Origin of the sequence: Halocella sp. SP3-1 (genome assembly GCF_003953885.1) — a bacterium.
Taxonomy (GTDB): domain Bacteria; phylum Bacillota; class Halanaerobiia; order Halanaerobiales; family DTU029; genus Iocasia; species Iocasia fonsfrigidae.
The window spans coordinates 3,424,097-3,446,368 of the sequence record NZ_CP032760.1 but is presented as its reverse complement, the minus strand read 5'-3'; the positions used below and the strand labels follow the sequence as shown (position 1 = coordinate 3,446,368).

22 protein-coding genes are annotated in these 22,272 nt (G+C 35.7%); 15 read left to right on the top strand and 7 right to left on the bottom strand.

Annotated elements, in window-relative coordinates:
- Positions 1-13 precede the first annotated feature (13 nt).
- Entirely contained in the window at positions 14-2,263 is a 2,250-nt protein-coding gene (locus tag D7D81_RS16385) for a glycoside hydrolase family 2 protein (protein ID WP_125991106.1), read from the top strand.
- A gap of 70 nt (positions 2,264-2,333) precedes the next feature.
- Here D7D81_RS16385 and D7D81_RS16380 read toward each other — a convergent pair whose 3' ends face one another.
- The 5 genes from D7D81_RS16380 to D7D81_RS16360 form a co-directional block, all read right to left on the bottom strand.
- Positions 2,334-3,362: a HEAT repeat domain-containing protein gene (locus D7D81_RS16380; RefSeq protein WP_205739253.1), complete on the bottom strand. Its 1,029-nt coding sequence runs from the start codon at positions 3,360-3,362 to the stop codon at positions 2,334-2,336.
- A gap of 265 nt (positions 3,363-3,627) precedes the next feature.
- Positions 3,628-4,692 carry a stage II sporulation protein P gene (gene spoIIP, locus D7D81_RS16375; protein WP_125991104.1) on the bottom strand — a complete coding sequence of 355 codons (1,065 nt, stop codon included), beginning with the start codon at positions 4,690-4,692 and terminating at the stop codon, positions 3,628-3,630.
- 120 nt (positions 4,693-4,812) lie between these two features.
- A complete protein-coding gene (locus D7D81_RS16370) occupies positions 4,813-5,745 on the bottom strand; it encodes a glycine betaine ABC transporter substrate-binding protein (protein WP_125991103.1) in 933 nt (310 codons plus the stop codon).
- 68 nt (positions 5,746-5,813) lie between these two features.
- The gene (locus D7D81_RS16365) at positions 5,814-6,632 is read right to left on the bottom strand and encodes an ABC transporter permease (RefSeq protein ID WP_125991102.1); all 819 of its coding nucleotides are present in this window, start codon (positions 6,630-6,632) and stop codon (positions 5,814-5,816) included.
- Positions 6,625-7,821: a quaternary amine ABC transporter ATP-binding protein gene (locus D7D81_RS16360; RefSeq protein ID WP_125991101.1), complete on the bottom strand. Its 1,197-nt coding sequence runs from the start codon at positions 7,819-7,821 to the stop codon at positions 6,625-6,627. Before D7D81_RS16360 ends, D7D81_RS16365 begins: the two co-directional genes overlap by 8 nt.
- A gap of 341 nt (positions 7,822-8,162) precedes the next feature.
- Here D7D81_RS16360 and D7D81_RS16355 point away from each other — a divergent pair, with 341 nt between their 5' ends.
- From D7D81_RS16355 to D7D81_RS16315, 9 genes are read left to right on the top strand one after another with little or no spacing between them, the layout of a single operon-like run.
- Entirely contained in the window at positions 8,163-8,669 is a 507-nt protein-coding gene (locus tag D7D81_RS16355) for a Na+/H+ antiporter subunit E (RefSeq protein ID WP_125991100.1), read from the top strand.
- Positions 8,666-8,923: an MrpF/PhaF family protein gene (locus D7D81_RS16350; protein ID WP_125991099.1), complete on the top strand. Its 258-nt coding sequence runs from the start codon at positions 8,666-8,668 to the stop codon at positions 8,921-8,923. Before D7D81_RS16355 ends, D7D81_RS16350 begins: the two co-directional genes overlap by 4 nt.
- Positions 8,923-9,267 (top strand): monovalent cation/H(+) antiporter subunit G, encoded by a 345-nt coding sequence (gene mnhG, locus D7D81_RS16345; RefSeq protein ID WP_125991098.1) that lies wholly within the window; start codon positions 8,923-8,925, stop codon positions 9,265-9,267. The genes D7D81_RS16350 and mnhG overlap by 1 nt, the downstream gene beginning before the upstream one ends.
- Positions 9,264-9,527: a Na(+)/H(+) antiporter subunit B gene (locus tag D7D81_RS16340; RefSeq protein ID WP_125991097.1), complete on the top strand. Its 264-nt coding sequence runs from the start codon at positions 9,264-9,266 to the stop codon at positions 9,525-9,527. The genes mnhG and D7D81_RS16340 overlap by 4 nt, the downstream gene beginning before the upstream one ends.
- Positions 9,528-10,244 (top strand): hydrogen gas-evolving membrane-bound hydrogenase subunit E, encoded by a 717-nt coding sequence (gene mbhE, locus D7D81_RS16335; RefSeq protein ID WP_125991096.1) that lies wholly within the window; start codon positions 9,528-9,530, stop codon positions 10,242-10,244.
- Positions 10,241-10,576, top strand: coding sequence for a sodium:proton antiporter (locus tag D7D81_RS16330; protein WP_125991095.1), 336 nt, complete (start codon positions 10,241-10,243; stop codon positions 10,574-10,576). The genes mbhE and D7D81_RS16330 overlap by 4 nt, the downstream gene beginning before the upstream one ends.
- A complete protein-coding gene (locus D7D81_RS16325; RefSeq protein ID WP_125991094.1) occupies positions 10,576-12,075 on the top strand; it encodes a complex I subunit 5 family protein in 1,500 nt (499 codons plus the stop codon). The genes D7D81_RS16330 and D7D81_RS16325 overlap by 1 nt, the downstream gene beginning before the upstream one ends.
- Position 12,076: 1 nt before the next feature.
- Positions 12,077-13,507, top strand: coding sequence for a complex I subunit 5 family protein (locus tag D7D81_RS16320; protein ID WP_125991093.1), 1,431 nt, complete (start codon positions 12,077-12,079; stop codon positions 13,505-13,507).
- 52 nt (positions 13,508-13,559) lie between these two features.
- Positions 13,560-15,002, top strand: coding sequence for a complex I subunit 5 family protein (locus D7D81_RS16315; RefSeq protein ID WP_125991092.1), 1,443 nt, complete (start codon positions 13,560-13,562; stop codon positions 15,000-15,002).
- An 87-nt stretch (positions 15,003-15,089) separates the two neighbouring features.
- Here D7D81_RS16315 and D7D81_RS16310 read toward each other — a convergent pair whose 3' ends face one another.
- Complete coding sequence (locus D7D81_RS16310) at positions 15,090-15,329, bottom strand: DUF1657 domain-containing protein (RefSeq protein WP_125991091.1); 240 nt, start codon at positions 15,327-15,329, stop codon at positions 15,090-15,092.
- 68 nt (positions 15,330-15,397) lie between these two features.
- Positions 15,398-16,552 carry an HD domain-containing phosphohydrolase gene (locus tag D7D81_RS16305; RefSeq protein WP_125991090.1) on the bottom strand — a complete coding sequence of 385 codons (1,155 nt, stop codon included), beginning with the start codon at positions 16,550-16,552 and terminating at the stop codon, positions 15,398-15,400.
- A 299-nt stretch (positions 16,553-16,851) separates the two neighbouring features.
- Between D7D81_RS16305 and D7D81_RS16300 the strand changes: the two genes are divergently transcribed.
- The 5 genes from D7D81_RS16300 (at position 16,852) to D7D81_RS16280 (ending at position 22,059) form a co-directional block, all read left to right on the top strand.
- A complete protein-coding gene (locus D7D81_RS16300; protein ID WP_164522313.1) occupies positions 16,852-17,016 on the top strand; it encodes an aspartyl-phosphate phosphatase Spo0E family protein in 165 nt (54 codons plus the stop codon).
- A gap of 64 nt (positions 17,017-17,080) precedes the next feature.
- Positions 17,081-19,045: a methyl-accepting chemotaxis protein gene (locus D7D81_RS16295; RefSeq protein ID WP_164522312.1), complete on the top strand. Its 1,965-nt coding sequence runs from the start codon at positions 17,081-17,083 to the stop codon at positions 19,043-19,045.
- Positions 19,046-19,423: 378 nt separating this feature from the next.
- The gene (locus D7D81_RS16290) at positions 19,424-19,999 is read left to right on the top strand and encodes an HD-GYP domain-containing protein (RefSeq protein WP_125991087.1); all 576 of its coding nucleotides are present in this window, start codon (positions 19,424-19,426) and stop codon (positions 19,997-19,999) included.
- Between the two features lie 145 nt (positions 20,000-20,144).
- A complete protein-coding gene (locus D7D81_RS16285) occupies positions 20,145-20,348 on the top strand; it encodes a cold-shock protein (protein ID WP_205739462.1) in 204 nt (67 codons plus the stop codon).
- Positions 20,349-20,475: 127 nt separating this feature from the next.
- Complete coding sequence (locus tag D7D81_RS16280; RefSeq protein ID WP_125991085.1) at positions 20,476-22,059, top strand: DEAD/DEAH box helicase; 1,584 nt, start codon at positions 20,476-20,478, stop codon at positions 22,057-22,059.
- The last annotated feature ends 213 nt before the right edge of the window (positions 22,060-22,272 follow it).

The following is a 22,272-nucleotide window of genomic DNA, read 5'->3' as shown; positions in this document are numbered from 1 at the left end:
AGGTAATTAATAGATGTCTAGAGAGGTTTTAAATCTAAATACAGATTGGTTTTTTTTAGCAGAGGATATAAAGGATGCCAAAGAATTGAGGTTCAATAACGAGAAAATGGAGGCAATTAGCCTGCCTCACAGCAATAAACTTTTACCTCATCATTATTTTTCGGAAAAGGAATATCAATTTATTTCCTGGTATCGCCGTCCTTTTTATCCAGGCAAAGAATATGAAAACAAACGCCTGTTAGTGGAATTTGATGGTGTAATGAGTGTCGGAGAGGTTTTTCTTAATGGTCACAAAATTGGAGAACATAAAGGTGGGTATACCCCTTTTTCCTTTGATATTACTGATTATGTCGAACTAGCTAAAGAGAATTTACTGGCTGTCAGGGTTGATTCTACACAGCGAAAGGATATACCACCAGAAGGAAATGTAGTAGATTATCTTCTTTTTGGAGGGATTTATCGTGATGTACGGGTTAAGGTTGTTAATCCTATCTATCTTAATTGGGCTTTCTGGGAGCTAAAAGAGGTAGAGCAGACCAGGGGGATTATAAGACCTTCCTTTGAGATTATTAATAGCTTAGATAAGGTTGAAAAGGTAAAAATCTGTACCAGGATATTGGATGACAGGGGGGATGAACTTGTCTACCGAGAGGAAGAAAAGACCATAAAAGCAGGTGCACAGGAGATTAAAATAGGGGAACTGGAATTAAAAAACCCCCGACTCTGGGAGATAAATAATCCTTATCTATATCAGGCTGTATGTGAAATATCTATTGATAATTGTTTAATTGATATAATAGAGAGTCGAATAGGTGTCAGAAAATTAGAGTTCAGAGAAGATGGGGTTTGCTATCTTAATAATCAAGCCCTGAAACTCAGGGGTTTAAACCGGCACCAGATGTTTCCCTATCTTGGTAATGCTATGCCAGTCAGGGGACAGAGAAAAGATGCTGACATTTTAAAAAATGAACTGGGTCTAAACTTTGTTCGTTCCTCACACTACCCACCTTCCCCTGCTTTCCTTGAAAGATGTGACGAGATTGGTTTATTGGTCTTTGAGGAGATACCCGGCTGGCAGCATATTGGTGACCAGGAGTGGAAAGGACTTTCTTTACAGAATCTGGAGGAAATGATTATCAGGGACCGTAACCACCCCTCTGTCTTTCTCTGGGGTGTTAGAATAAATGAATCCCCTGATGATAATGATTTTTATCTAGCTACAAATAAATTAGCCCATCAGCTTGATCCCAGCCGGCCGACAGCCGGGGTGCGTAATTTTAGGGATAGTGAGTTTCTGGAGGATGTCTTTACCTATAATGATTTTGAGTTAAACCGAGAGGGAAAAATAAAATTTCCACATAAAAAACCATATATGATTACAGAATTCATGGGGCATATGTACCCGACAAAGGCCTATGATAGTGTAGAAAGACTAATTAAACATGCTGTCAAACATGCCCAAATTCAGGATAAACAATACCGTGTTCCTCATATTGCTGGTGCCTGTGGCTGGTGCGCCTTTGATTATAATACACATCAGGATTTTGGTTCCGGAGATAGGATTTGTTACCACGGTGTCTGTGATATATTTCGGCTTCCCAAATTTGCAGCTTTCTTTTACCGCAGTCAGCAGGAAGCAGTTGTAAATCCAGTTGTATTTATTGCCCGTCATTTAATTCCTTCATTTAATGAGGACTATGGGGATGAGCTAATAGTCTTTGGCAATTGTGAAGAGGTTGAACTCTTTATCGGTAAAGAGCTTTTTGCAGTTAACAAACCTGATTATCTTACTTATCCGGCCCTGCCCCACCCACCCTTTGTTTTTAAAGGTTGTAAATGGTGGGAATGGGGTGCCAGTACTGTGGGTAGCATAACGGCTGTTGGTAAAATAGCTGGCAAAGAAATAGCCAGACATAGTATCTATTCCTTTGGTCAGCCGGAAAAACTTGTACTAAAGCCTGATTTTAAAGAAATAAAGGCTGATGGAGCTGATCTCAGCAGGGTAGTAATCGAGTTGAAGGATGATAAAGACCAGACATTACACCTGGCCCACTACCCGGTTTTCTTTGAAGTAGAAGGTCCTGGCAGATTAATTGGTGAAAACCCCTTTACTCTTGAAGCAGGGCGGGGGGCAGTTTTTCTCCAGAGTAAACGGGAGCCAGGAAAGATTAACTTAAAGGGATATATCAAAGATCAGTTTAGTACTGAAATTAGTATTATGAGTGGAAAATTAGAGGAGAAAATAGTACCTGTTAGCATGTAATCAACAGGTTAACTGGTTCAAGGTAAAATGAAATGGCTCTCTGTAATATTTACAGGGAGCCATCACTCTTTTAGGAGCTTAATTTAGTATTTAGTGATTCGATTTGTTCTCGATCACCCTGATAGATATGTTCCAGGGATTCTATAATAAAGGCAATATCCTGTTTTTTGATCATATCAGTTATTTCTTTAGGGGCTTCAGGTTTTTTAGCCAGTTCAAAGATATATTTGATACCTTCATAGCCCAGGTTGAATAGGGCTTCAGTTGCTGAAGCACGGACTACCCCACTTTTATCAGTCATTTTTTTGGCCAGTGCTGGGGCAGCTTTAGTTATTTCTAGCTCTCCCAGAATTTTAACAGCCTTGCTTCTAACCCCCCAGTTTTCATCTTCAAGTAAGGCTATAATTTTATCTATTATCTTGTTTGACAGCTCATAATCACTTAATTTTTCCAGGACATGTATCTTTACTTCTGGATTATCACTAGCCAGCAAATTAAGAAGGACCTGATAAAATTCTTTATTCTGTTCTTCACCTAAAATATCAATATACCATATCTGGGTACTTGGGTCAGCCTCATAAATAAAGGGAATCAATTTATCTGTGGCTTTTTTGCCCATTTTTTTAAGTGTTTCTTTTAAATTATTCAGGACATTACTATCAGTACTATACTTTATGAACTCAATTAAGGAGTAGATTACTTTATTTGTCTTGAACTTAGCCAGTTTTTTGATCGCTGTATTAATAATAAGTGGGTTTTCTTCATAAAGGAAGGTTATAATATAGTCGGCTGCTTGAGACACAGATAGTTTTGATAGGATAGAGATCCCGGAGAGAATTTCTTTTTCCCGTTCTTTATTATCTGAGGATATGATTTTATAATAAATCTTTTTAAGCTGTTCTGGTTTTGAGAGGTATTTCTTTATTAATATGTATTCATCTGGAGATAGATTCTCCTCGTTTAAAAAATAGGCTGTAATGTTTAAATTATTTTTGCTGATTTTATCTAAGGCTTGATCCGGGGTTTTAGATAGTAAAGTTTTTATTTTCTTAATCTTATGTTTGCTACCATATTTATTCCTTATTAAAAAAATAATCATTATAATTAAGAATAGTCCTATAGCAGTAAAATAATATAGGGGGTATTTTTGAATGAAAAGAGAAAAATTAATTAATGCCTTATGCAGGATTTCCACAATATTTCACCTTCTCCACTATAATAATAGTATTTTTTTTGTTTATTAGCCTTATTATACAATAAATTACTTATATTTTAAACAAGCCCCAGGATTTTTTTTAGTATAAACCAGGTTTTTTGAGGTATTTTGCAGAGAAATTTTTATATTTTTGATTGACAGATGACAATTATTTATCATCAGGATTTTTATCTAGTATTTCCAGTGGTATTATTTTTTTAATTCGTTTTAGGACACCCTGCCAATTTTTTTCATTAATAAATAAATAAGCTAAAAGAGCAGTAATAAGTGCTAAAATAATCCAGAATAGGTTGCGGAATATTCGTTTCCCACCACCTGCTGGAGTAGTTTTTCCATATAGTAGTTCTTTTAATGGCTCAGCCAGGAGCTGGGCACTTGCTGTTACTTCTCCTTTGTTATTTACATGGGTTCCAAATTCCAGTAAAAGGGAGCGTGGGGCTATACTCTGATTATAGTTACCCCGCCCATAAAAGATATCTTTAATTAGGCCGGGATAGGTTCTGTCAGCTGTGGCCTTCAGCTGACGGGCTAATTGATCATTGGCACTACTATTGGGGTTCTGTCTGCCGATAACAATCCTAATCTGGCTAATTATCTTACCATCTACTTTTTTTAAGTATTCGTTTTTATCAGGGACCCCATCTCTGTGCAGGTCGAGAATAAGTCCCGGATTTTTTTTGGCTAAATCTACAGCAGTAGCCCTGGACCTTTCATAAGCAAAACCATCATGTGGTAGGTGGAGGTTTTCGCTATGAATTGCTTTAACACCTATTTTTTCCAGGGATTCCTTTAATGTTTGACCAATTTCGTGAATTTCACCTTTACCACTAACATTATGTTTACCTGGTTCATATGATTCACCATTATGGGTATGATAAATAGCCACGGTTTTGTTTTTAACACTTGCTAGTTCAAAAGGACCCTGGTTTTTAGCTTGGTTCCCTGCCAGGAGGTTTATTTTTCCTATCTTTTTAGCTACTGCTTTATTGGCAGTAACCTCTTTAATAATATATTCAAAATTATCTTCACTAATGTATCGATCACCTTTAACTACTTCCATGGCAGTGGAAAAGAGATGGTTTCCATTTTCTTCATAGATATTAATTGCACTACCTTCAATATGCTCAATAAATGTATTAGCAGTATATAATGTATGACCTGGCAGTAAAGTAGAAAGCAATATTATTGTAAAAAGGAATATTTTTCTGGACAAAATATTCACTACCTTTCCTCATACTTATTCTAGAAGGTATTTTATCCAGACTTAAGTGTATTTATAAATATCACCTGTAGAAAATACTACAGGTGATATAAAGGTAGTGCTGATTAGTTATTATTTATTTATATTTTTTCTTAAAACATCGATAGCTTTTTTGTCATCGGCAGATTTTACACCAGCAAGCCATTCTGCAACAATATCCATGTTTTCAGCAACCCATTTCCGGGCGACATCATCAGGGTCTTTCTCCTGGTAGCCAATTTCATAGATCCATTCATTGGATAGTTCGGCATCTGGTATAAACTGCTCCAGGAATTTATAGACCTGGGGATAGTCTTCTTTAAGACCTTTTCTGGCAAGTGTGTCTACCCATGATTCAGCACTTTCCCAGAGTTGTTCCGGGTCTTCCAGGTATTTTATATCAAAAACATAGTTCATCCAGTGGGGTTTCCAGGCAATAAAGACCATCCATTCTTCATTATTAATGGCCTTTTTCATCTGGGCCATCAGGGCAGACTGGGTAGAAGTAATTGCCTTCCATTTCCCAAGATTATAGATGTTTTCATCGATGGCATGATTCATTATTTCAGATGCTTTCCAGCCGGCTTCACCAACATACATTTTATAATCAAATTTATCAGCATATTTATTCAGATCACTATAAGTTCTCACACCTTGTTCCCAGAGGTATTCAGGAACAGCCATTGTATAGAGACCATCATTCATATTGGTGGTTATTACGTTAATTTCATTATTTAATTGATCTCTTAGTTCTTTTCTGGAGGGCATCCATGACCCTAGATAGATATCAACTTCACCATCTGCCAGCCCCTGATGGATGACCGGGTCTGTCAGCTGTTTTCTGTCAACCTCATAACCGATATTACTTAAGATATGTGTAGCAACAGCGTTTTTAGCTAAAATTCCTGGCCAGTTTGGTTCGCCCATGACAAGCGGTTCTTTTTTTGTGTTATTTGTACAGCCGACAAAGAGAGTAAGTGAAATTAGTAGAACAAGTATGCCTAATAATAATTTAGTTTTCTTCATTAGAATACCTCCATTTAATATTTTTTGACTACTTTATAATATGACTTAATTAATATACTTAATAGTTTTTATTCAGATGTAAAACTCTGGGTTATCCTGTCAAGGAAGATAGCCAGGATGACAACACCTAAACCACCTTCAAATCCCATGCCAATTTTTAATTGGGTAATCCCCCTTAAGACAATACCTCCAAGCCCTCCAGCACCGATCATTGAAGAAATAACAACCATAGATAAAGAGAGCATAATTGCTTGGTTAATACCGGCCATTATTGTTGGAATTGCCAGGGGCAGCTGGACCTTTAAGAGTATTTGCTTACCGGTAGAGCCGAAAGACCTGGCTGCTTCAATTACTTCTTTATCAACCTGCCGCAATCCGAGATTGGTTAATCTAATTACAGGCGGCATGGAGAAGATGACTGTAGCAATTACACCAGGAACCATGCCCATTCCAAAAAAGATGACAGCTGGTATTAGATAAACAAAACTGGGCATAGTCTGCATGAAATCCAGTACAGGCCTGATTATCTTATCAAAGAGGTCCTTTTTAGCTGCTAGAATGCCGAGGGGAATACCTAAACTGAGGGTAACCACTCCTGAGCTTAAGACCATAGCCAGGGTTTCCATTGTTTCACTCCAGAGGTCCATGCTGAGTATTATCATAAAACCAACTACAGTAAAAATCAGCAGGTTTCTACCTTCTAAATACCAGGCTAGAGCTGCTAATATTATAATAAAGAGTAAGGGTGGGATAACCAGTAATAGCCCCTCAACATTGATTATAATGATACCAATTATAGAAGAGAAAAAGTCAAATAAGGAATCAGCATTATTACTCAGCCATTTTACCAGGATATCAAAAATACTACCAATTGGAAGATTAATCATCAGCAACACTCCCTTCTGCCAGTGAAGAAAGAATTGTTACCCGGACAATAATCCCCAACAGTCTTTTACTATCATCTGTAATTGCTATTGGATATGCCGTTTGGGAGGTCATGGGTAATAATTCTGTAAGGGGGGTATCAGGTTTGGCCTGGGCAAAATCCTTGTCCAGGTATTTATCCAGGTTTTTACTCCTGTCTTTTTTAGCCTGCACTGCTCTGTCAATATCAATTACACCGGCAACTTTTTTATTACTATCGACTACATAAAGGCTGGAAAATCCTTCTCTGGTCATGGTTTTCAGGGCCATATTTGGCCCATCCTTAAGATGGATCAGGGCATCAGGTCTAAACATTACATCTTCAGCTGTTAAAACTTTTAATCTATTTACACCCTGAACAAATTTTGCTACATAGTTATTGGCCGGGTTTGAAAGTATTTCTTCAGGTTCACCGATCTGCACAATTTGTCCCTCTTCATTTAAAATAGCAATCCTATCTCCAATCCTAAGGGCTTCATCAAGGTCATGGGTAATAAAAATAATTGTTTTGTGTAATTTAGACTGGAGATTTAACAGCTCATTCTGCATATCTCTTCTAATTAGTGGGTCAAGGGCACTGAAGGCTTCATCCATTAAGAGGATATCGGGATCTATGGCCAGTGCCCTGGCCAGTCCTACCCTCTGCTGCATACCCCCACTCAGGTTGGCTGGTTTGTGATCATGCCATTCCTTAAGACCTACCTGTTTTAGGGCCTGTAAAGCGATTTCTTTCCTGGTAGGCTTCTTGATATGCTGGATTTCAAAACCATATTCTACATTTTCCAGGACTGTTCTATGGGGGAAGAGAGCAAAATGCTGGAAGACCATTGCCAGTTTATGGCGACGTACTTCCCGTAATGCTTCCTTATCCATTTTTGTCAGGTCTTCACCATCGAGTAAGATTTCCCCCTGGGTAGGTTCGATTAATCTATTCATACAACGAATCAGGGTAGATTTCCCACTGCCAGAAAGCCCCATAATAACAAAGACCTCACCCTCTTTGGCATTAAAATTAATATTGTTGACACCAACACTATGTTTTGTTTTCTGTAAGATATCATCTTTGTTTAATCCCTTTTTCAAGAGGGGTATAACCTCTTTTGGTCTGGGACCGTATATCTTATACAGGTTTTTAACTTCTATTTTATTCATCTGTAACCCCCTTAAGATTAATTTTGTTTGTTTTTAAAAATATATTTCCAATAAAAAATTCCTGTATATGTCATATACAGGAATTTATCCAGGTTTATAGTGGTAGAATAAGTGTTTAGTCAGCTTACATACCGTTATTGACTATATCAAAGTTATCTGCTTATGTCAAAAAATATGCTGCTTTTTTTAAAAATCCTTATAAAAAAATATCATATGTAGTGCTATTTATTATGCTGAAAATAAAAGCAGGAATCTGCTGTTTTATCTAGAAAATAGAAACATAGTTATTTTAGTCATTTCTAAATTAGAATTAATATATGGCACAATTAAGGGGGTAATATATGATTAAAAAAATATTTACCTTTATTTCTTTTTTGATAGTCTGGCTTATCTTTGCCGGGAGGTCTTCTTTAGATGTTATAGTAGTGGGGATAGCAGCTTCACTCCTTACTACGGTTCTTTTTGGGGATATGCTTTACCAGAGGATAGAGCAGAGGATAGGCCTTCTGGGGGCATTGCGGAAAGGCTTATTGACTTTTCTTTTTATCCCAGTCTTTTTTTATGAAGCAGTAATCTCGGCTTTAAAGGTATCAAAACACGTTTTTGAAAAATCACCTTCTTTTTCCCCTGGTATAGTAAAAGTGAAGACAAAGTTAAATAATGTTTCTGCTATTACTGTTCTGGCTAATTTAATTACCCTGACTCCAGGTACGTTAACCATTGATTTTGATAGGGCAGAGAGGGCTTACTATATCCACTGGATAGATGTAAATACCAGGGAAGAGGCTGAGGCCAGAAAGGCAATTATTGCCAGGTTTGAAAGATGGCTGGGTGTGATCTATAAATGATCTTAGGATTAGCTATTTTCTTTGTGATACTGGCCTTTCTTATTTTATACCGCTTGATAATTGGTCCGACAATAACTGACAGGCTGATAGCTGCAGATACGATAGGGATATTTTTGGCCCTGGTTATGTTGCTCTTAGGTTTATATTATGATATTGGACTATTGGTTGATATAGTTTTAGCCTATGCTGTCTTATTTTTTGTAGATATATTGATTTTTGCTAAGTTTTTTGAACATAAGGAGCTGTATAAATAATGTTAATCAGGGAGATTATTTCATATCTGCTGATGGGAGCTGGCGGAGTTTTTGCGATTATCACGGTAATAGGTTTAATCAGGTTTCCTGATGTTTATATCAGAATACATGCCGCTGCTGTAGTTTTGACTATTAGTGCTGTTTTAGTAACCTTTGGTGTGGCAGTTTATGTCTGGGAATTATTTCTAAGTATAAAAATTATCCTGATAGGTTTATTTTTCTTGATTTCAAACCCTATGGCCACCCACTCTATTGCCAGGTCTTCTTATCAGCAGAAGGTAGCCTTACCCAGGGTGAGGAGTGTTGATGAATATGCAGATTATCTTGAGAGGGGAGAAAAATGATTTTTCTGGAATACTTGCTGATTGCTTTAATGGTCTTTGCAGCCTTACTGGCAGTAATATTTGAAGAAGAATTAATCTCTATTATCTGTCTTTCTATTTTTTCATTTGCTCTGACAGCACTCTATCTCCTGTATAAAGCCCCTGATGTGGCTCTGACTGAAGCTGTGATTGGTTCAGGTTTGAATACAGCGATTTTTATGGCGGCAATTAGTCAGGTCAGATCAGGCAGGAAAAACCATGTCTCCAGGGAGGGTGATTAATTGAAGAATTCTATTGTCATTTTACTCCTGATTTTACTAAGTGTTTTACTAATTTTTAGTTTTCATTTTATACCTGAACAGGAGATAGTTGTGGATAGTACAGCTGAGCACATTATTACTAAGGGTTTACAAGAAACAGGTTCTTTGAACCTGGTTACAGCTATACTCTATGATTATAGGGCTTTTGACTCCCTGGGTGAGAGTACTGTTATATTTGCTACAGTTAGTGCCATTGTTCTTTTGCTGTCTTTTAAAACACTCCCTGTATCCTCTCAGGGTTTATCATTTATTGTGAAAAACACCTTTGGTTTTCTGGCTCCATTTATATTTTTATTTGGTTTATATGTCATTACCCATGGACATTTATCCCCTGGTGGTGGTTTTCAGGGTGGAGTTATCCTCAGTACTATTTCTATCATCCTGAGTATTGTCTATGGAAGTGCCTATGATTATAGAAAATATCCCCCTAAAACCAAGACATTACTGGAGACTGGAGGTGCCCTGTTATTTCTATTTATTGGTGGGCTGGGTCTGGTTTTAAAGGGATATTTCCTGGCCAATGTGAATCCCTTAATTAATGAACCAGGGAGGCTAATAAGTGCAGGGGTTATTCCCTACATAAATATTGGTATAGGTTTTAAGATAGGTGCTGGACTGGCTATTATTTTCTATAGTATGATACAAAAAACCTATGTAGAAGAGGAGTTGAAATCTTGATATATAATCTGGTTTTTCTTTTACTCTTTATGCTGGGCTTCTATACAATATTGGTTAAAAAGAATCTAATAAAACTGGTTATTGGTTTAAATATAATGGAGGCTGCAACTTTTTTCTGGGTTATGGCTCTTAATTACAGAGAAGGGGTTATCCCAATTTTGAAAACTGGTAGTAAGGCAGTTGCTGTGGTAAATCCTTTACCACAGGCCCTTATCTTAACTGGTATTGTAATTGGGGCCAGTACAACAGCTTTTCTGCTGACCCTAATTATAGAGATAAATAAATATGCGAATGTTATAGATTTGGATATATTAAAGGGGTTGCGTGACTGATGGAATTAAATGTTCTGCTTTTAATATTAATACCGTTGATTACAGCCTTTCTAATTCCCCTAATCGATATAATATATATCAAGGTCAGGAAATTACTGGTTATTTCATCGGCTGCAGGGGAGTTGATAGTTGCCATACTGCTTTTGACAAACAATTACCAGGCAGTAATTAGGGGAGATTTTTTAATTAAGTATTTGCTAGGGGGGTGGGCTTCATCTTTAGGTATTACGATTGTGATGGATGGCTTAAGCCTCTTTTTTTCACTATTGATTTGCTTAAGTATGTTTTTAATTATATTATATTCTATTGGGTTTATCGGTCATCATGAAGGCAAATACTATGTCCTGCTTTTTCTGGTTTCAGGAGCGATGCAGGGGGCGATTCTGACCGGCGACCTCTTTAATTTATATGTTTTTATCGAATTAATAACGGTAACTTCAGCTGCCTTGGTGGCTTTTAAAAGGAACCGTGAAGGTGCTGAGGCTGCGTTTAAGTATCTTTTTTATGGAGTTGTTGGGGGTTTGTTTTTCCTGATAGCTGTATTTTTAATTTACTTTAGTCTTGGAACACTCAATATGGAAAGTATTGCTGCCCATGTTGGGAAAATCAATCCAAACCTGATGATGGCTATTATAGTATTTTTCCTGACCTCATTATTTATTAAATCAGGTATCTTCCCTTTTCATTTCTGGTTACCCAAGGCACATAGTGCCTGTCCGGGGCCGATTAGTGCTTTATTATCAGGTGTGTTACTAAAAGTATTTATCTATATTTTCCTGCGATTGTTCTGGCCTGTTTTTGGCTTTGCTTTATTATCAAACGTTGGACTGCATAATTTCATTATATATTTAGGGCTTTTTTCCAGTACTTTAGGCCACTTACTGGCCTTTAAAGAAGATGATCTAAAGAGGCTGCTGGCCTTTTCAACTATAGGTCATATCGGTATGATTGCCGCTGCCCTGGCTCTTAACACAGTAAGCGGTTTAGCTGGTGGTTTATTACATGTTTTCAGTCATCTCTTGATGAAGACGACCCTTTTTATCATTGCAGGGTATTTATTACAATATGCTGATAGTCATCATATTGCTGATTTCAATGGTATTGCCTATAAAAATCAGGGTATTTTTATTGCCTTTATTATAGCAGCTATGGGGATGGTTGGTGTTCCTCCCTTACCCGGGTTTTTTAGTAAATATTATATTTTAAAAGGATTTATTGAGTCAGGTTATTATTTTGCAGCCTTTTTGATCATTATTTTAAGTGTGATTTCTTTATTCTATTATCTGCGTTATATTTTTAGGGGATATAACTTACTGGATTATGAAAGGGGTATAAAACCCAGGAAACTCAGTCTGGTGTTGTCGGTTTTCTACAGGGAGAAAATTGTTACTGGTGTTGCCTATATCTTTACAATAATCATGCTTGTCAGCGGTATTTTTTACTGGTTGTTTACTCAACCAGTAATAGCCATTGTCCAGAATCTATTGAGGAGGGCTTAATATGGCAGGGATTATGAGCAGCTTTGTTTTCAGTAGTTTAAACTTGATTATTGCTATTGCTGGGGTATTATTGACTGTTTTTACAATCTTATTTGCCTGGACAGATATAGAGATAAAACGTAGGGAATATTTAATTTTAAATCTTACTTATGTTTTTTCTTTTTTAATTGTTATATTTAGTCAGGACTGGTTGGTTTTCTTTGTAGCCTGGGAAATGGTTACGATTACTACCAGTTTGATGCTTATCTGGCGTGGGAAGGAGTTAGCAACCCAGTATTTTATAGTTCAGTTTTTAGGAAGTAGTTTTTTATTACTGATTATTTTAGTGGCTATTAGTCAGGGATATACTGAGATTCAAGCTATTGGTGATACCTGGCTGCAGAATCTATTTATTTTTGGCCTGGGGATGAAGAGTGCTATCTTTGGGCTGCATTGCTGGCTTCCGGCTATATATTCTCAGGCTTCTGTAATCTTTAATGCTGTCTCATCAGGCTGGGTTGTTAAATTAGGTTTTATCACCATGTTGAAACTGATTACTGAGGGAAATAATCTTTTATTAGTACTGGGTTTATTGATGGCTTTTTATGGAGGTATAAAGGCCCTGATGGCTAGTAATTATAAGGTTTTACTGGCCTATAGTTCAATCAGTCATCTGGGTTATATTGCTATTGGAATTGGTAGTGGGACTATCTATGGTTATCTGGGGAGTATCTTACATATAATCGCCCACGGTCTGGCTAAAAGCGGGCTTTTTCTGGGGAGTGCTAATTTAATTAAAGGATATGGCAGCAGCAGTATTTATGAATTTAAGGATATGTGGTCCAGGTATAAAATGACCAGCCTGGGTATCTTAATTAGTTTTGCATCTTTAATGGGTTTTCCTGTTCTGGCTGGTTTTAATAGTAAGTATCTTATCAAATATGGTTTTGAGAACAGGCTTTTCTTTAGTATTATTCTCTATGCAGCGAGCCTGTTGACTGCTTTATATTCAGTACGGTTTTTATACTGGGGTATTTTTCGTGATCTGATATCCAGGGAAAAAAGGGATTCCAAACTATCTTCTGAACAGATAGGAAAAAGTGAGTATCTTGTTTTAACTATGATTATAGTACTGCTTATTTCCTTAGGTTTTTACTCCAGGACGATTATTAATATGTTTGAGAAAATAGAATTTCAGTATAACTTCTTAAAGGGTTTTCTGGAGATTTCAGCCTTTACAGTGGCTTCAATATTGATTTTAAAGGGTATCTCCTGGAATAAAATCCCCCATGGTACTGGACCAACATTGGATAAACTATTTAATAATATCAACAGGATATTATTTAAAAATGGGCAATTTATCTATAATTTAGTATACCAGGACTTCCAGTATCAATTGTTATGGATACCAATATTTTTAGTAATACTTTTTCTCTGGATATTGTTGATGTAGCTCATAAAAGCAGATTAAGAGCTTTGTATTATGTAAATATGGGGAGGATTCTATGTCTGAGATTATTAAGATGAATTTTAAAATAGATAGTTTAAATCTTATTTTTGGAATAACAGGCATCTTACTGACAGCCTTAACTATGTCTCTGGCCAGGCTTAGTATTAAAACAAAGCGGAAGGAATATTATCTGTTGAATTTTATTTATATCCTTTCTTTTTTAATTGTAATATTTAGCAGGAGGTGGTTGATTCTCCTGATAGGTTGGGAAATGGTGAGTGTTTCAACCAGTTTAATGTTACTCTGGAAAGGGAGGGGACTGGCTGGGCAGTATTTTATTGTTCAGTTTTTAGGTAGTAGTATTTTGTTATATGCCATACTGCTGGCTATTAATGCCGGGTATAGTGAGATAATGCCCATCAAAGAGGTCTGGCTGCAAAATTTACTTATTCTGGGTCTGGGAATGAAGAGTGCTATTTTTGGTTTGCATTTCTGGCTGCCTCCAGTTCATTCTCAGGCACCGGTTCCGGTAAGTGCTGTACTATCTGGCTGGGTAGTAAAACTTGGTTTTATTACTTACTTAAAGATTATTCCAGAAGGGAGTAATTTACTACTAATCCTGGGCTTTTTAATGGTTTTCTATGGTGGGATAAAGGCCCTTTTAGCAATTGATTATAAAGTTTTGCTGGCCTATAGTTCAATCAGTCAGTTAGGGTATATAGCAATTGGCATTGGAAGTGGGGTTAGCTATGCTTATCTAGGTAGTATTTTGCATATTATTGCTCATGGTTTGGCCAAAACAGCTTTGTTTTTAACTAATGGGTGTTTAATTGAGGAATATGGGAGTAGATGTATCTATGATTTCAAAGATGCCTGGCAGAGACAGACAGTAAGCTGTTTAAGTATCATCATAAGTTTTAGTTCCCTGATGGGGATTCCCCTACTGGCCGGGTATAATAGTAAACATCTGATAAAACATGGAATTGATAGCGGACAATTTTTCTCAATACTCTTATTTATCTCCAGTCTATTAACTGCTTTATATGCCCTGCGTTTTTTGTACTGGGGTATTTTCAGGGATCTGCTTGCTAGAAGACAGAGGGAATCAAGTAGAGCCCGAAATAAATATCAGCTTAGAAAGTTTGAATATCTTTCCCTATTTATAATTATTGTATTACTTTTAACAGTAGGGCTTTATGGTGAACTAATTGTAAAAATAATAAAGGATATAGATTTCAGGTATAATTTCAAAACTGGCTTTTTTGAGGTGATCTTCTACCTGCTGCCTGCTGTATTTATTCTTAAGGTCTTTAATTGCTTTAAGATAAAAAAGCAGCAAACACCATCACTTGATATCCTGTTTAACAGAGTTAATAGGTATTTAGATAAATTAGGTAGGTATCTTTATAATCTGATATATAAAGACTTTCAGTATCAATTACTGTGGATACCCCTTTTTCTGTTTTTTTTACTCTACTGGGAATTGGTATTTCATTAGAATTAATAAAATAGCTAAGGACTTAAATTAGAAAGAAGGAGACTTATCACTTGATAAGTCTCCTTTGTGGGTTCAACATTTAAATTTTCAGGATTTTTGTTGATTATTTTCCTGTATTTGTTTTTTTACATTATACTGTGGTTCCTGTTCTTCAACATAATTTACCCTGCCAGCAAAACTATTGATCATATTTTCCAGTTGGTTTTCACAATCGGCATAGAGTTTCTGAGCGTCTTTATCTTCAGTTGATAAGGCATAGGTCTCCATATCAGTCTTGGCACTACGGAGAGAGGCCAGGGTTTGATGGAGTTGTTTGCCTACACTCATTTAGTTTCACCTCCCTTTTCTTACTCTTCTTTAGTTATTTCCTGAATTTAGCCTTTTAATTATGGTAATTATTTTAGTTTTTTATTTTTAAATGTAAACAACTTATTTTTAAACAATTTAAGACAGGCCTCAACTACATCCGGGTCATATTTTATCCTGCTGTTTCTTTTTAATTCATTTAAGGCATAGTCTATTCCCAGGGCCTGTCTATATGGCCGGTCTGAGGTGATAGCATCAACAACATCAGCAACCGCCAATATTTTTGCTTCAATGAGTATATTGCTATTACTTAAGCCCCTGGGATAACCTGAGCCATCTATTCTTTCATGGTGTTGTAATACAATTTTTGCTACTGGTTGTTCAAAAGGGATATTGTTGATTATGTCATAACTAAACTGAGGATGCTCTTTGATAAGATTAAATTCATTTTCTGTTAAACCAGATGGTTTGTTTAGAATATCATAAGGGATATTCAATTCTCCAATATCATGGAGTAAGGCAGCAATCTTCAGGGCATTAAGTCTATAAGCTGGTAGAGATAGGAGTTTGCCTATTTCATAGGCAAGGGCAGCTACATGTTCAGAATGATTTTTTTTATAAGGTGTTTTATATAAGTTAGTTTTTCCCAGAGTAAGCAGTAAAGAATCGAGTATATTAGTAAAGATGTTTTCTTTTCTAAAATCAGTTATATCCTGAATTAAAAAGGTTATGATGATTTTACTATTAATAGTTAAGCTGGTTATAGTTATTTTAACATCTCTGATCTCACCATTAGCTAATCTATGTTTAGAATAAAAGACCTGCTGTTTTTTATTGTGTGCCTCATCGATTAATATTTTGATCTCCCCCCTGGGATGGGTATGTAAATCAAAGATTGTTTTATTAAGAAATTGTTCGCGGGTATAACCATAGTATGATAGAGCAGCTGGGCTGTGCTCAATGATTTTACCACTTTCAAAGTCAATAAATAACAGAATGCTTGGGGTGTTATGTGTTAGGTAGTCCTTCAGACTTAAGCGTATATTTGACCTCCCTAGCAGGTAATCTAAAGAAACTTCAAAATAGTCTGCAATTCTAGTCAAAACATCAGCTGAAGGCAGTCTGGTATTTTGTTCGTAATTGGCAATAGTGGACCGGGAATACCCTAGATCATTTGCTAATTTTTCCTGTGATATATTTTTTTCTTTTCTTAAATTTTTTAATCGAAATGAAAATGAATTCATGTTTTTGCCCCCTTATAAACTAATATCATCATTATATAGAAATTTTTTATACGAAAAAAACAAAATTAGTCACAATATTAATCAATTGTTATTTATTAGTAGATTTTTTAACATAACAACTCAGAATGTGTCAAAATAATTGGTTAAATTTGATAATTTGTTCAAAATATTATGGTACAATAGTAACAGAAATAATACATAGAAATTAAACTAGCAAATAAACTTTAAAGGTATTAGATAATTCGAGAATTGTATTTATAATAAATTTTAAAACCTAAAATAATAGGAGGAAAATAGATGTGATAGACGAAAGGAACGACCCTACATTAAATAAAATCAATACCCTTAAAAATCAGGTCAAAGATGAGGTTATGAAGCTAACTCTTACTTCACCAAAAGTACTGGAGGTGAGTCAAAAAATTGATAAGTTTATTTATCAGGTCATGAAAGATCAGCGTGGTTAAAAGATAATAAAAACGTTCAATACAATACAGCAGAGGAATATAATATGAAATGGAGGTACATATAATGAAAGTATTGGAGAGTTTTAAAACAAAATTATTTTTAATCCTGGTCTTTTTAATGATAACACCCCTAATCATATATGGTATTATTACTATAAATCAAGAACGGGCTTTAATAAATAAGCAGATATATAATGATAATATGAAATTAGCTGAAGGTCTTGAGGATACAGTTGATTCTATGATAACTAATACCCGGATAACTGTTGATTCAATTGTAGAGACAGCTGGGGTAAAGGAGATGGATCCTGAAAGAATTAAGGGTGTCTTAGACCCTATAACAGATGGTAACCCCTATATTGCCAATCTATATGTTATGAATAGGGCCGGGAGGCAGATCTATAAAACTGTCGGTGACCTTGATGACCGCTCAAACAGGGAATATATGCAAAAGGCTATCAGGGGAGAGGCCAACTTCTCTAATGTTATTATATCAGGCAGCCGTAAGGTTCCAATAGTTGTTTATGCAAGACCGGTCAGAAACAATGGTAGAATTGTTGGGGTGATTGCGTGCAGTATAGATCTGGAGGTATTAAGTGAACTTGCGGCTAATTATAAACCGGGGAAGACAGGCTATGGATTTATAGTGGAAAATAATGGTAAAGTAATAGCCCATCCTGATGAAGAACTAGTAAGTAACATGCTTGATGCCTCTCATTTAGCTCCAGTTAAAGCAGCTATTGAGGGAAAAACGGGTATCAGTGAATACAGCTATGAGGGTGATAATAAACTGGCAGCTTATTTACCAGTAAAAGAAACGGGTTGGGGTGTGGTAGTACAGCTTACTGCTAAAGAGGCTTTTCAACCAGTGGTTGATATTGTCCGGGGGGCGGTAATAAGTATAATTATTACGGTATTAGTTGGTATAGTAGTTGCGTTTATAATGGGTAATTATGTTACTAAGCCTATTATTAAGGCTGCTGACTTTGCACAGGCAATATCAACAGGAAACCTGCGTCTCGCTAAATTAGAGGTAGTATCAAGAGATGAAATAGGCAAGCTGGGAGAATCATTAAATAATATGCTCAGTGGCTTAAAAACAATGATTGCTCAGGTAGTTAATATCTCTGACCAGGTGGCTGCATCCAGTCAGGAACTGTCTGCCTCAGGTGAACAGGTGGGAGAGATTGCTGAACAGGTTGGTACTTCGATACAGGACGTAGCCAGTGGTGCTGAGAAGCAGTCAATCAGGGTAGAGGAAACAAGCTCAAATGTTAAGAAATTAAGTGACAGCATCAAGGGAGTAGATATAAGTACTAATGAATTAAGTAGTAATGCAGTTGAGTTAACTGATAAATTAGAGCAGGGGATCAGTTCAGTACAGGAATCTGTTAGTAATATTAATGAAATGAAGGAAAATACCCTGGGAGTATCTAAAACCATTAATACCCTGGGAGAGAGATCCAGAGAGATTGAGCAAATTGTGGAACTTATTAGTGGTATAGCTGAACAGACTAATTTACTGGCTTTAAATGCAGCAATTGAGGCAGCCCGGGCTGGTGAGGCAGGCAGGGGTTTTAGTGTAGTTGCTGATGAAATACGGGAACTTGCTGAAGAGTCGGCTAAGGCAAGCAATGAAATTACTAATCTGGTAAAACAGGTTCAGTCAGATTCTTTAGGGGCTGTTGAAGAGATGGATAATAATGTTCAACTGGTGGAAGTGAGTGTTGAGTCAATTAATAATACGGGTGGGATATTTAGTGTTATAGAGGAACACACCGTAAATCTCAAAGAACAGCTTAAAAATATTTCTGAAAATGTTGCTAATATGAATGAATATAGTAATAATGTAGAAGAAACCACAGAAAATATTAATTCAGTTAGTGAAGAATTTGCTTCCAATTCAGAAGAAGTAGCAGCTTCCAGTGAGGAACAGCTTGCGGCAACTGAAGAGATTGTTTCTTTAGCCAGACAGTTGGCTGAGATGGCCCAGGAACTCTCCCGGACAGTTGATCAGTTCAGGATATAAATATTATTGACTTTAAATCAAATAATTAATAGTTGAATAAGTTAAAAATCCAGGGTATATTTTGTCCTGGATTTTTTCGTTGTTTTTTCAAATAATATGCCTAAGAATGTGTTATTCTGTGCCAGACTACTTAATCTATAACTAAATTTACTCAAAATGTGTCATTAACTTAGTATATATTATAATAAAATATTTCCAGTTTATGATATAATATATTAGATAATTACTTTAAGGATTAAATAAAGTTGTTATAAATCACTAATCTTAAAAACCTAAAAGTCTGTTTAAGTATAAGAAATAATAATTTGAAGAATTGATAATTGTTCTCGATTAAATGAATGAACTAATCACTTTACTTTATAGGGGAGGAAGTAATTAATGATTATCAGGAAGAGGCAGTTGTTCAAGGTAAGGAAAATGTTAACTGTAATTAAAAACAAAAATGAATATTTACGGGGCCATTCTAAAAGGGTATGTCAGTTGGCCATTATGCTGGCTGAACATCTGGGATTAAGCCAGCGGGAAATAAGGATAATTAAATATGGTGCTCTTTTACATGACCTGGGGAAAGTACAGGTGGACAATCTTATTTTAAATAAACCGGGGTGTTTAAATGATCTGGAGTTTGAAATAATAAAGAGACACCCAATCTTTGGTACTGAAATGCTGCAGGAACACCTTAACAATAAAGAAATACTGGATATTATTAGTTACCACCATGAAAGGTGGGATGGTAATGGTTACCCCTATAAATTAAGGGGAGAAGAGATCCCTCTGGCAGCTAGAATTGTTTCTATTGTTGATGCTTTTGATGCGATGACTACTGTTAGACCCTATCGTAAAGTCCCTTTTACAATTAAGGAGGCTCTGGAAGAGATCCTGAATAATGCTGGTTCACAATTTGACAGGGAGATTGCGGCGGCATTTTGCCAGAAAATAGCTGAAAAAAGATAAATGTTGTTAAGACTATTGAATTTATTCATAAATTTGCAGTTTCTTCTTGACATAAAGGATTTATTATATTATACTTATTGACATTGGGTATTAAAAATTTGTTAAGAATTACCCAGGGAAAATATAGGAGGAATTCAATTTAATGATTTACAATGGTAAGGTAAAATGGTTTAATGATCAAAAAGGTTTCGGTTTTATTGAAAGAGATTCTGGTGATGATGATGTTTTTGTACATTTTTCTGCGATTCAACAAGATGGTTTTAAAAACCTGGAAGAAGGCCAGGAAGTTGAATTTGAGATTGTTGATGGTGACCGTGGTCCACAGGCTGCAAATGTTGTTACATTATAAAGTAAATAATGCCTTTAAAATATAGCAACTATTCCCTGACTATATCTTTGTAGTCAGGGTTTTTATTTCTTAGATAGAAAATGAAATACTACATATAATAAAGAATAAAAAGGAAGTGAAATTGGATTTGAAAAAAATTAAATTTGAAGAACTAAAGATATCCAGGGATGTATTAAAGGCAATAGAAGACATGGGATTTGAAGAAACTACCCCCATACAAACAAATGCTATTCCGCCAGCACTAGAGGGCAGAGATATTATAGGACAGGCGCAAACAGGAACAGGAAAGACAGCAGCTTTTGGGATACCCTTATTAGAAAGGGTTGACCCGGATAATAAAAATCCACAGGCGATTATATTATGTCCTACCAGGGAATTAGCAATTCAGGTTGCTGAAGAATTAAAGAGATTGGCCAGATACAAACGGAATTTACATACTCTACCTGTTTATGGTGGACAATCTATTAAAAGACAGATCAAGGTCTTAAAAAAGGGAGTACAGGTTATTATTGGTACCCCTGGTAGGGTGATGGATCATATGCGAAGGGGTACATTACAGTTATCTGGTGTCGATTTTCTTGTATTAGATGAAGCCGATGTGATGCTAGATATGGGCTTTATTGATGATATTGAAAAAATATTAGAGGATATTCCACAGGATAGGCAGACTTTATTTTTTTCTGCTACAATACCTAAAACAATAATTAATCTGGGTAAAAGGTATCAAAAGGATGCAAAATTAATAAGAATAGCTCACGAAAATTTAACAGCACCTAGTATTGAACAATATTATTATGAAATTAAAAGGGGAGATAAACTAAAGGTTTTAACACGTTTAATTGATATGCACCTCCCTCAGTTATCCTTGATTTTTTGTAATACAAGGAAACAGGTTGATGAATTGAATATACAGCTTCAGGCCAGGGGATATCTTGCAGATGCTTTACACGGTGGTATGAATCAAAACCAGCGAGATCGGGTAATGGATAAATTTAGGAATGGTATTATAGAGCATTTAGTTGCTACAGATGTAGCAGCCCGTGGTATTGATGTAGATAATGTGGAAGCTGTTTTTAACTATGACCTTCCTCAGGATACTGATTATTATGTCCATAGAATTGGCAGGACAGGTCGAGCGGGTAAGACGGGTACCGCCTATACCTTTGTTGTCGGTAAAGACATTTATAAACTGCGTGATATACAAAAATATACTAAGATAAAAATTGAGCGCCAAAATATACCTTCACTTAATGATATAGAAGAAGTACAGATCGAAAAATTTGTTAGTAGTTTAAAAAATTATATAGAAAAAGAACATTTAGGGAAACATACCAAAATTATTGAAGGTTTGCTTGAAGATGATTATACAGCAATAGAACTTGCAGCTGGATTACTAAAAATGTCTTTAACAGATGAAAAAGAAGAAGAGAATGATTATAGAGATAATTTTGGGGATACTGGTGCAGAACCAGGTATGGTCAGGTTGTTTATTAATATAGGTAAGAAGGATAAGATCAGTCCTAGACATATTGTGGGGGCAATTGCCGGGGAAACAGATCTGGAAGGAAAACTAATAGGGGCTATTGATGTTTATAATAACTTTACTTTTGTTGAAGTCCCCAGTGAAATGGGTGCCCATGTCTTAAATATTATGAAGGATAATTATATTAAGGGAAATAAGGTGAATGTTGAACCAGCTAAACCTAAATAGGATATAATAGCTGGAATTTTTTGACATATATCCGGAAAGAGAAGGTAATAAAATCACAGTTAATAATGTCTTATACTAGTAAGGCATTATTTTTCTTTGTAGAGAATGATAAATTAATTTAGTTTTTAACATAAGGAGTGGAGAATGTTTTTTGATGATTTATATTATGCATGTTATAATTAAATTATAATATAAAGGTTATTTAAATAAAAG

Coding starts and splice junctions, on each gene's coding strand:
- D7D81_RS16385 (WP_125991106.1), top strand. CDS start 14: ATGTCTAGAGAGGTTTTAAATCTAAATACAGATTGGTTTTTTTTAGCA.
- D7D81_RS16380 (WP_205739253.1), bottom strand. CDS start 3,362: ATGATTATTTTTTTAATAAGGAATAAATATGGTAGCAAACATAAGATT.
- D7D81_RS16370 (WP_125991103.1), bottom strand. CDS start 5,745: ATGAAGAAAACTAAATTATTATTAGGCATACTTGTTCTACTAATTTCA.
- D7D81_RS16365 (WP_125991102.1), bottom strand. CDS start 6,632: ATGATTAATCTTCCAATTGGTAGTATTTTTGATATCCTGGTAAAATGG.
- D7D81_RS16360 (WP_125991101.1), bottom strand. CDS start 7,821: ATGAATAAAATAGAAGTTAAAAACCTGTATAAGATATACGGTCCCAGA.
- D7D81_RS16355 (WP_125991100.1), top strand. CDS start 8,163: ATGATTAAAAAAATATTTACCTTTATTTCTTTTTTGATAGTCTGGCTT.
- D7D81_RS16350 (WP_125991099.1), top strand. CDS start 8,666: ATGATCTTAGGATTAGCTATTTTCTTTGTGATACTGGCCTTTCTTATT.
- mnhG (WP_125991098.1), top strand. CDS start 8,923: ATGTTAATCAGGGAGATTATTTCATATCTGCTGATGGGAGCTGGCGGA.
- D7D81_RS16340 (WP_125991097.1), top strand. CDS start 9,264: ATGATTTTTCTGGAATACTTGCTGATTGCTTTAATGGTCTTTGCAGCC.
- D7D81_RS16325 (WP_125991094.1), top strand. CDS start 10,576: ATGGAATTAAATGTTCTGCTTTTAATATTAATACCGTTGATTACAGCC.
- D7D81_RS16320 (WP_125991093.1), top strand. CDS start 12,077: ATGGCAGGGATTATGAGCAGCTTTGTTTTCAGTAGTTTAAACTTGATT.
- D7D81_RS16315 (WP_125991092.1), top strand. CDS start 13,560: ATGTCTGAGATTATTAAGATGAATTTTAAAATAGATAGTTTAAATCTT.
- D7D81_RS16310 (WP_125991091.1), bottom strand. CDS start 15,329: ATGAGTGTAGGCAAACAACTCCATCAAACCCTGGCCTCTCTCCGTAGT.
- D7D81_RS16305 (WP_125991090.1), bottom strand. CDS start 16,552: ATGAATTCATTTTCATTTCGATTAAAAAATTTAAGAAAAGAAAAAAAT.
- D7D81_RS16295 (WP_164522312.1), top strand. CDS start 17,081: ATGAAAGTATTGGAGAGTTTTAAAACAAAATTATTTTTAATCCTGGTC.
- D7D81_RS16290 (WP_125991087.1), top strand. CDS start 19,424: ATGATTATCAGGAAGAGGCAGTTGTTCAAGGTAAGGAAAATGTTAACT.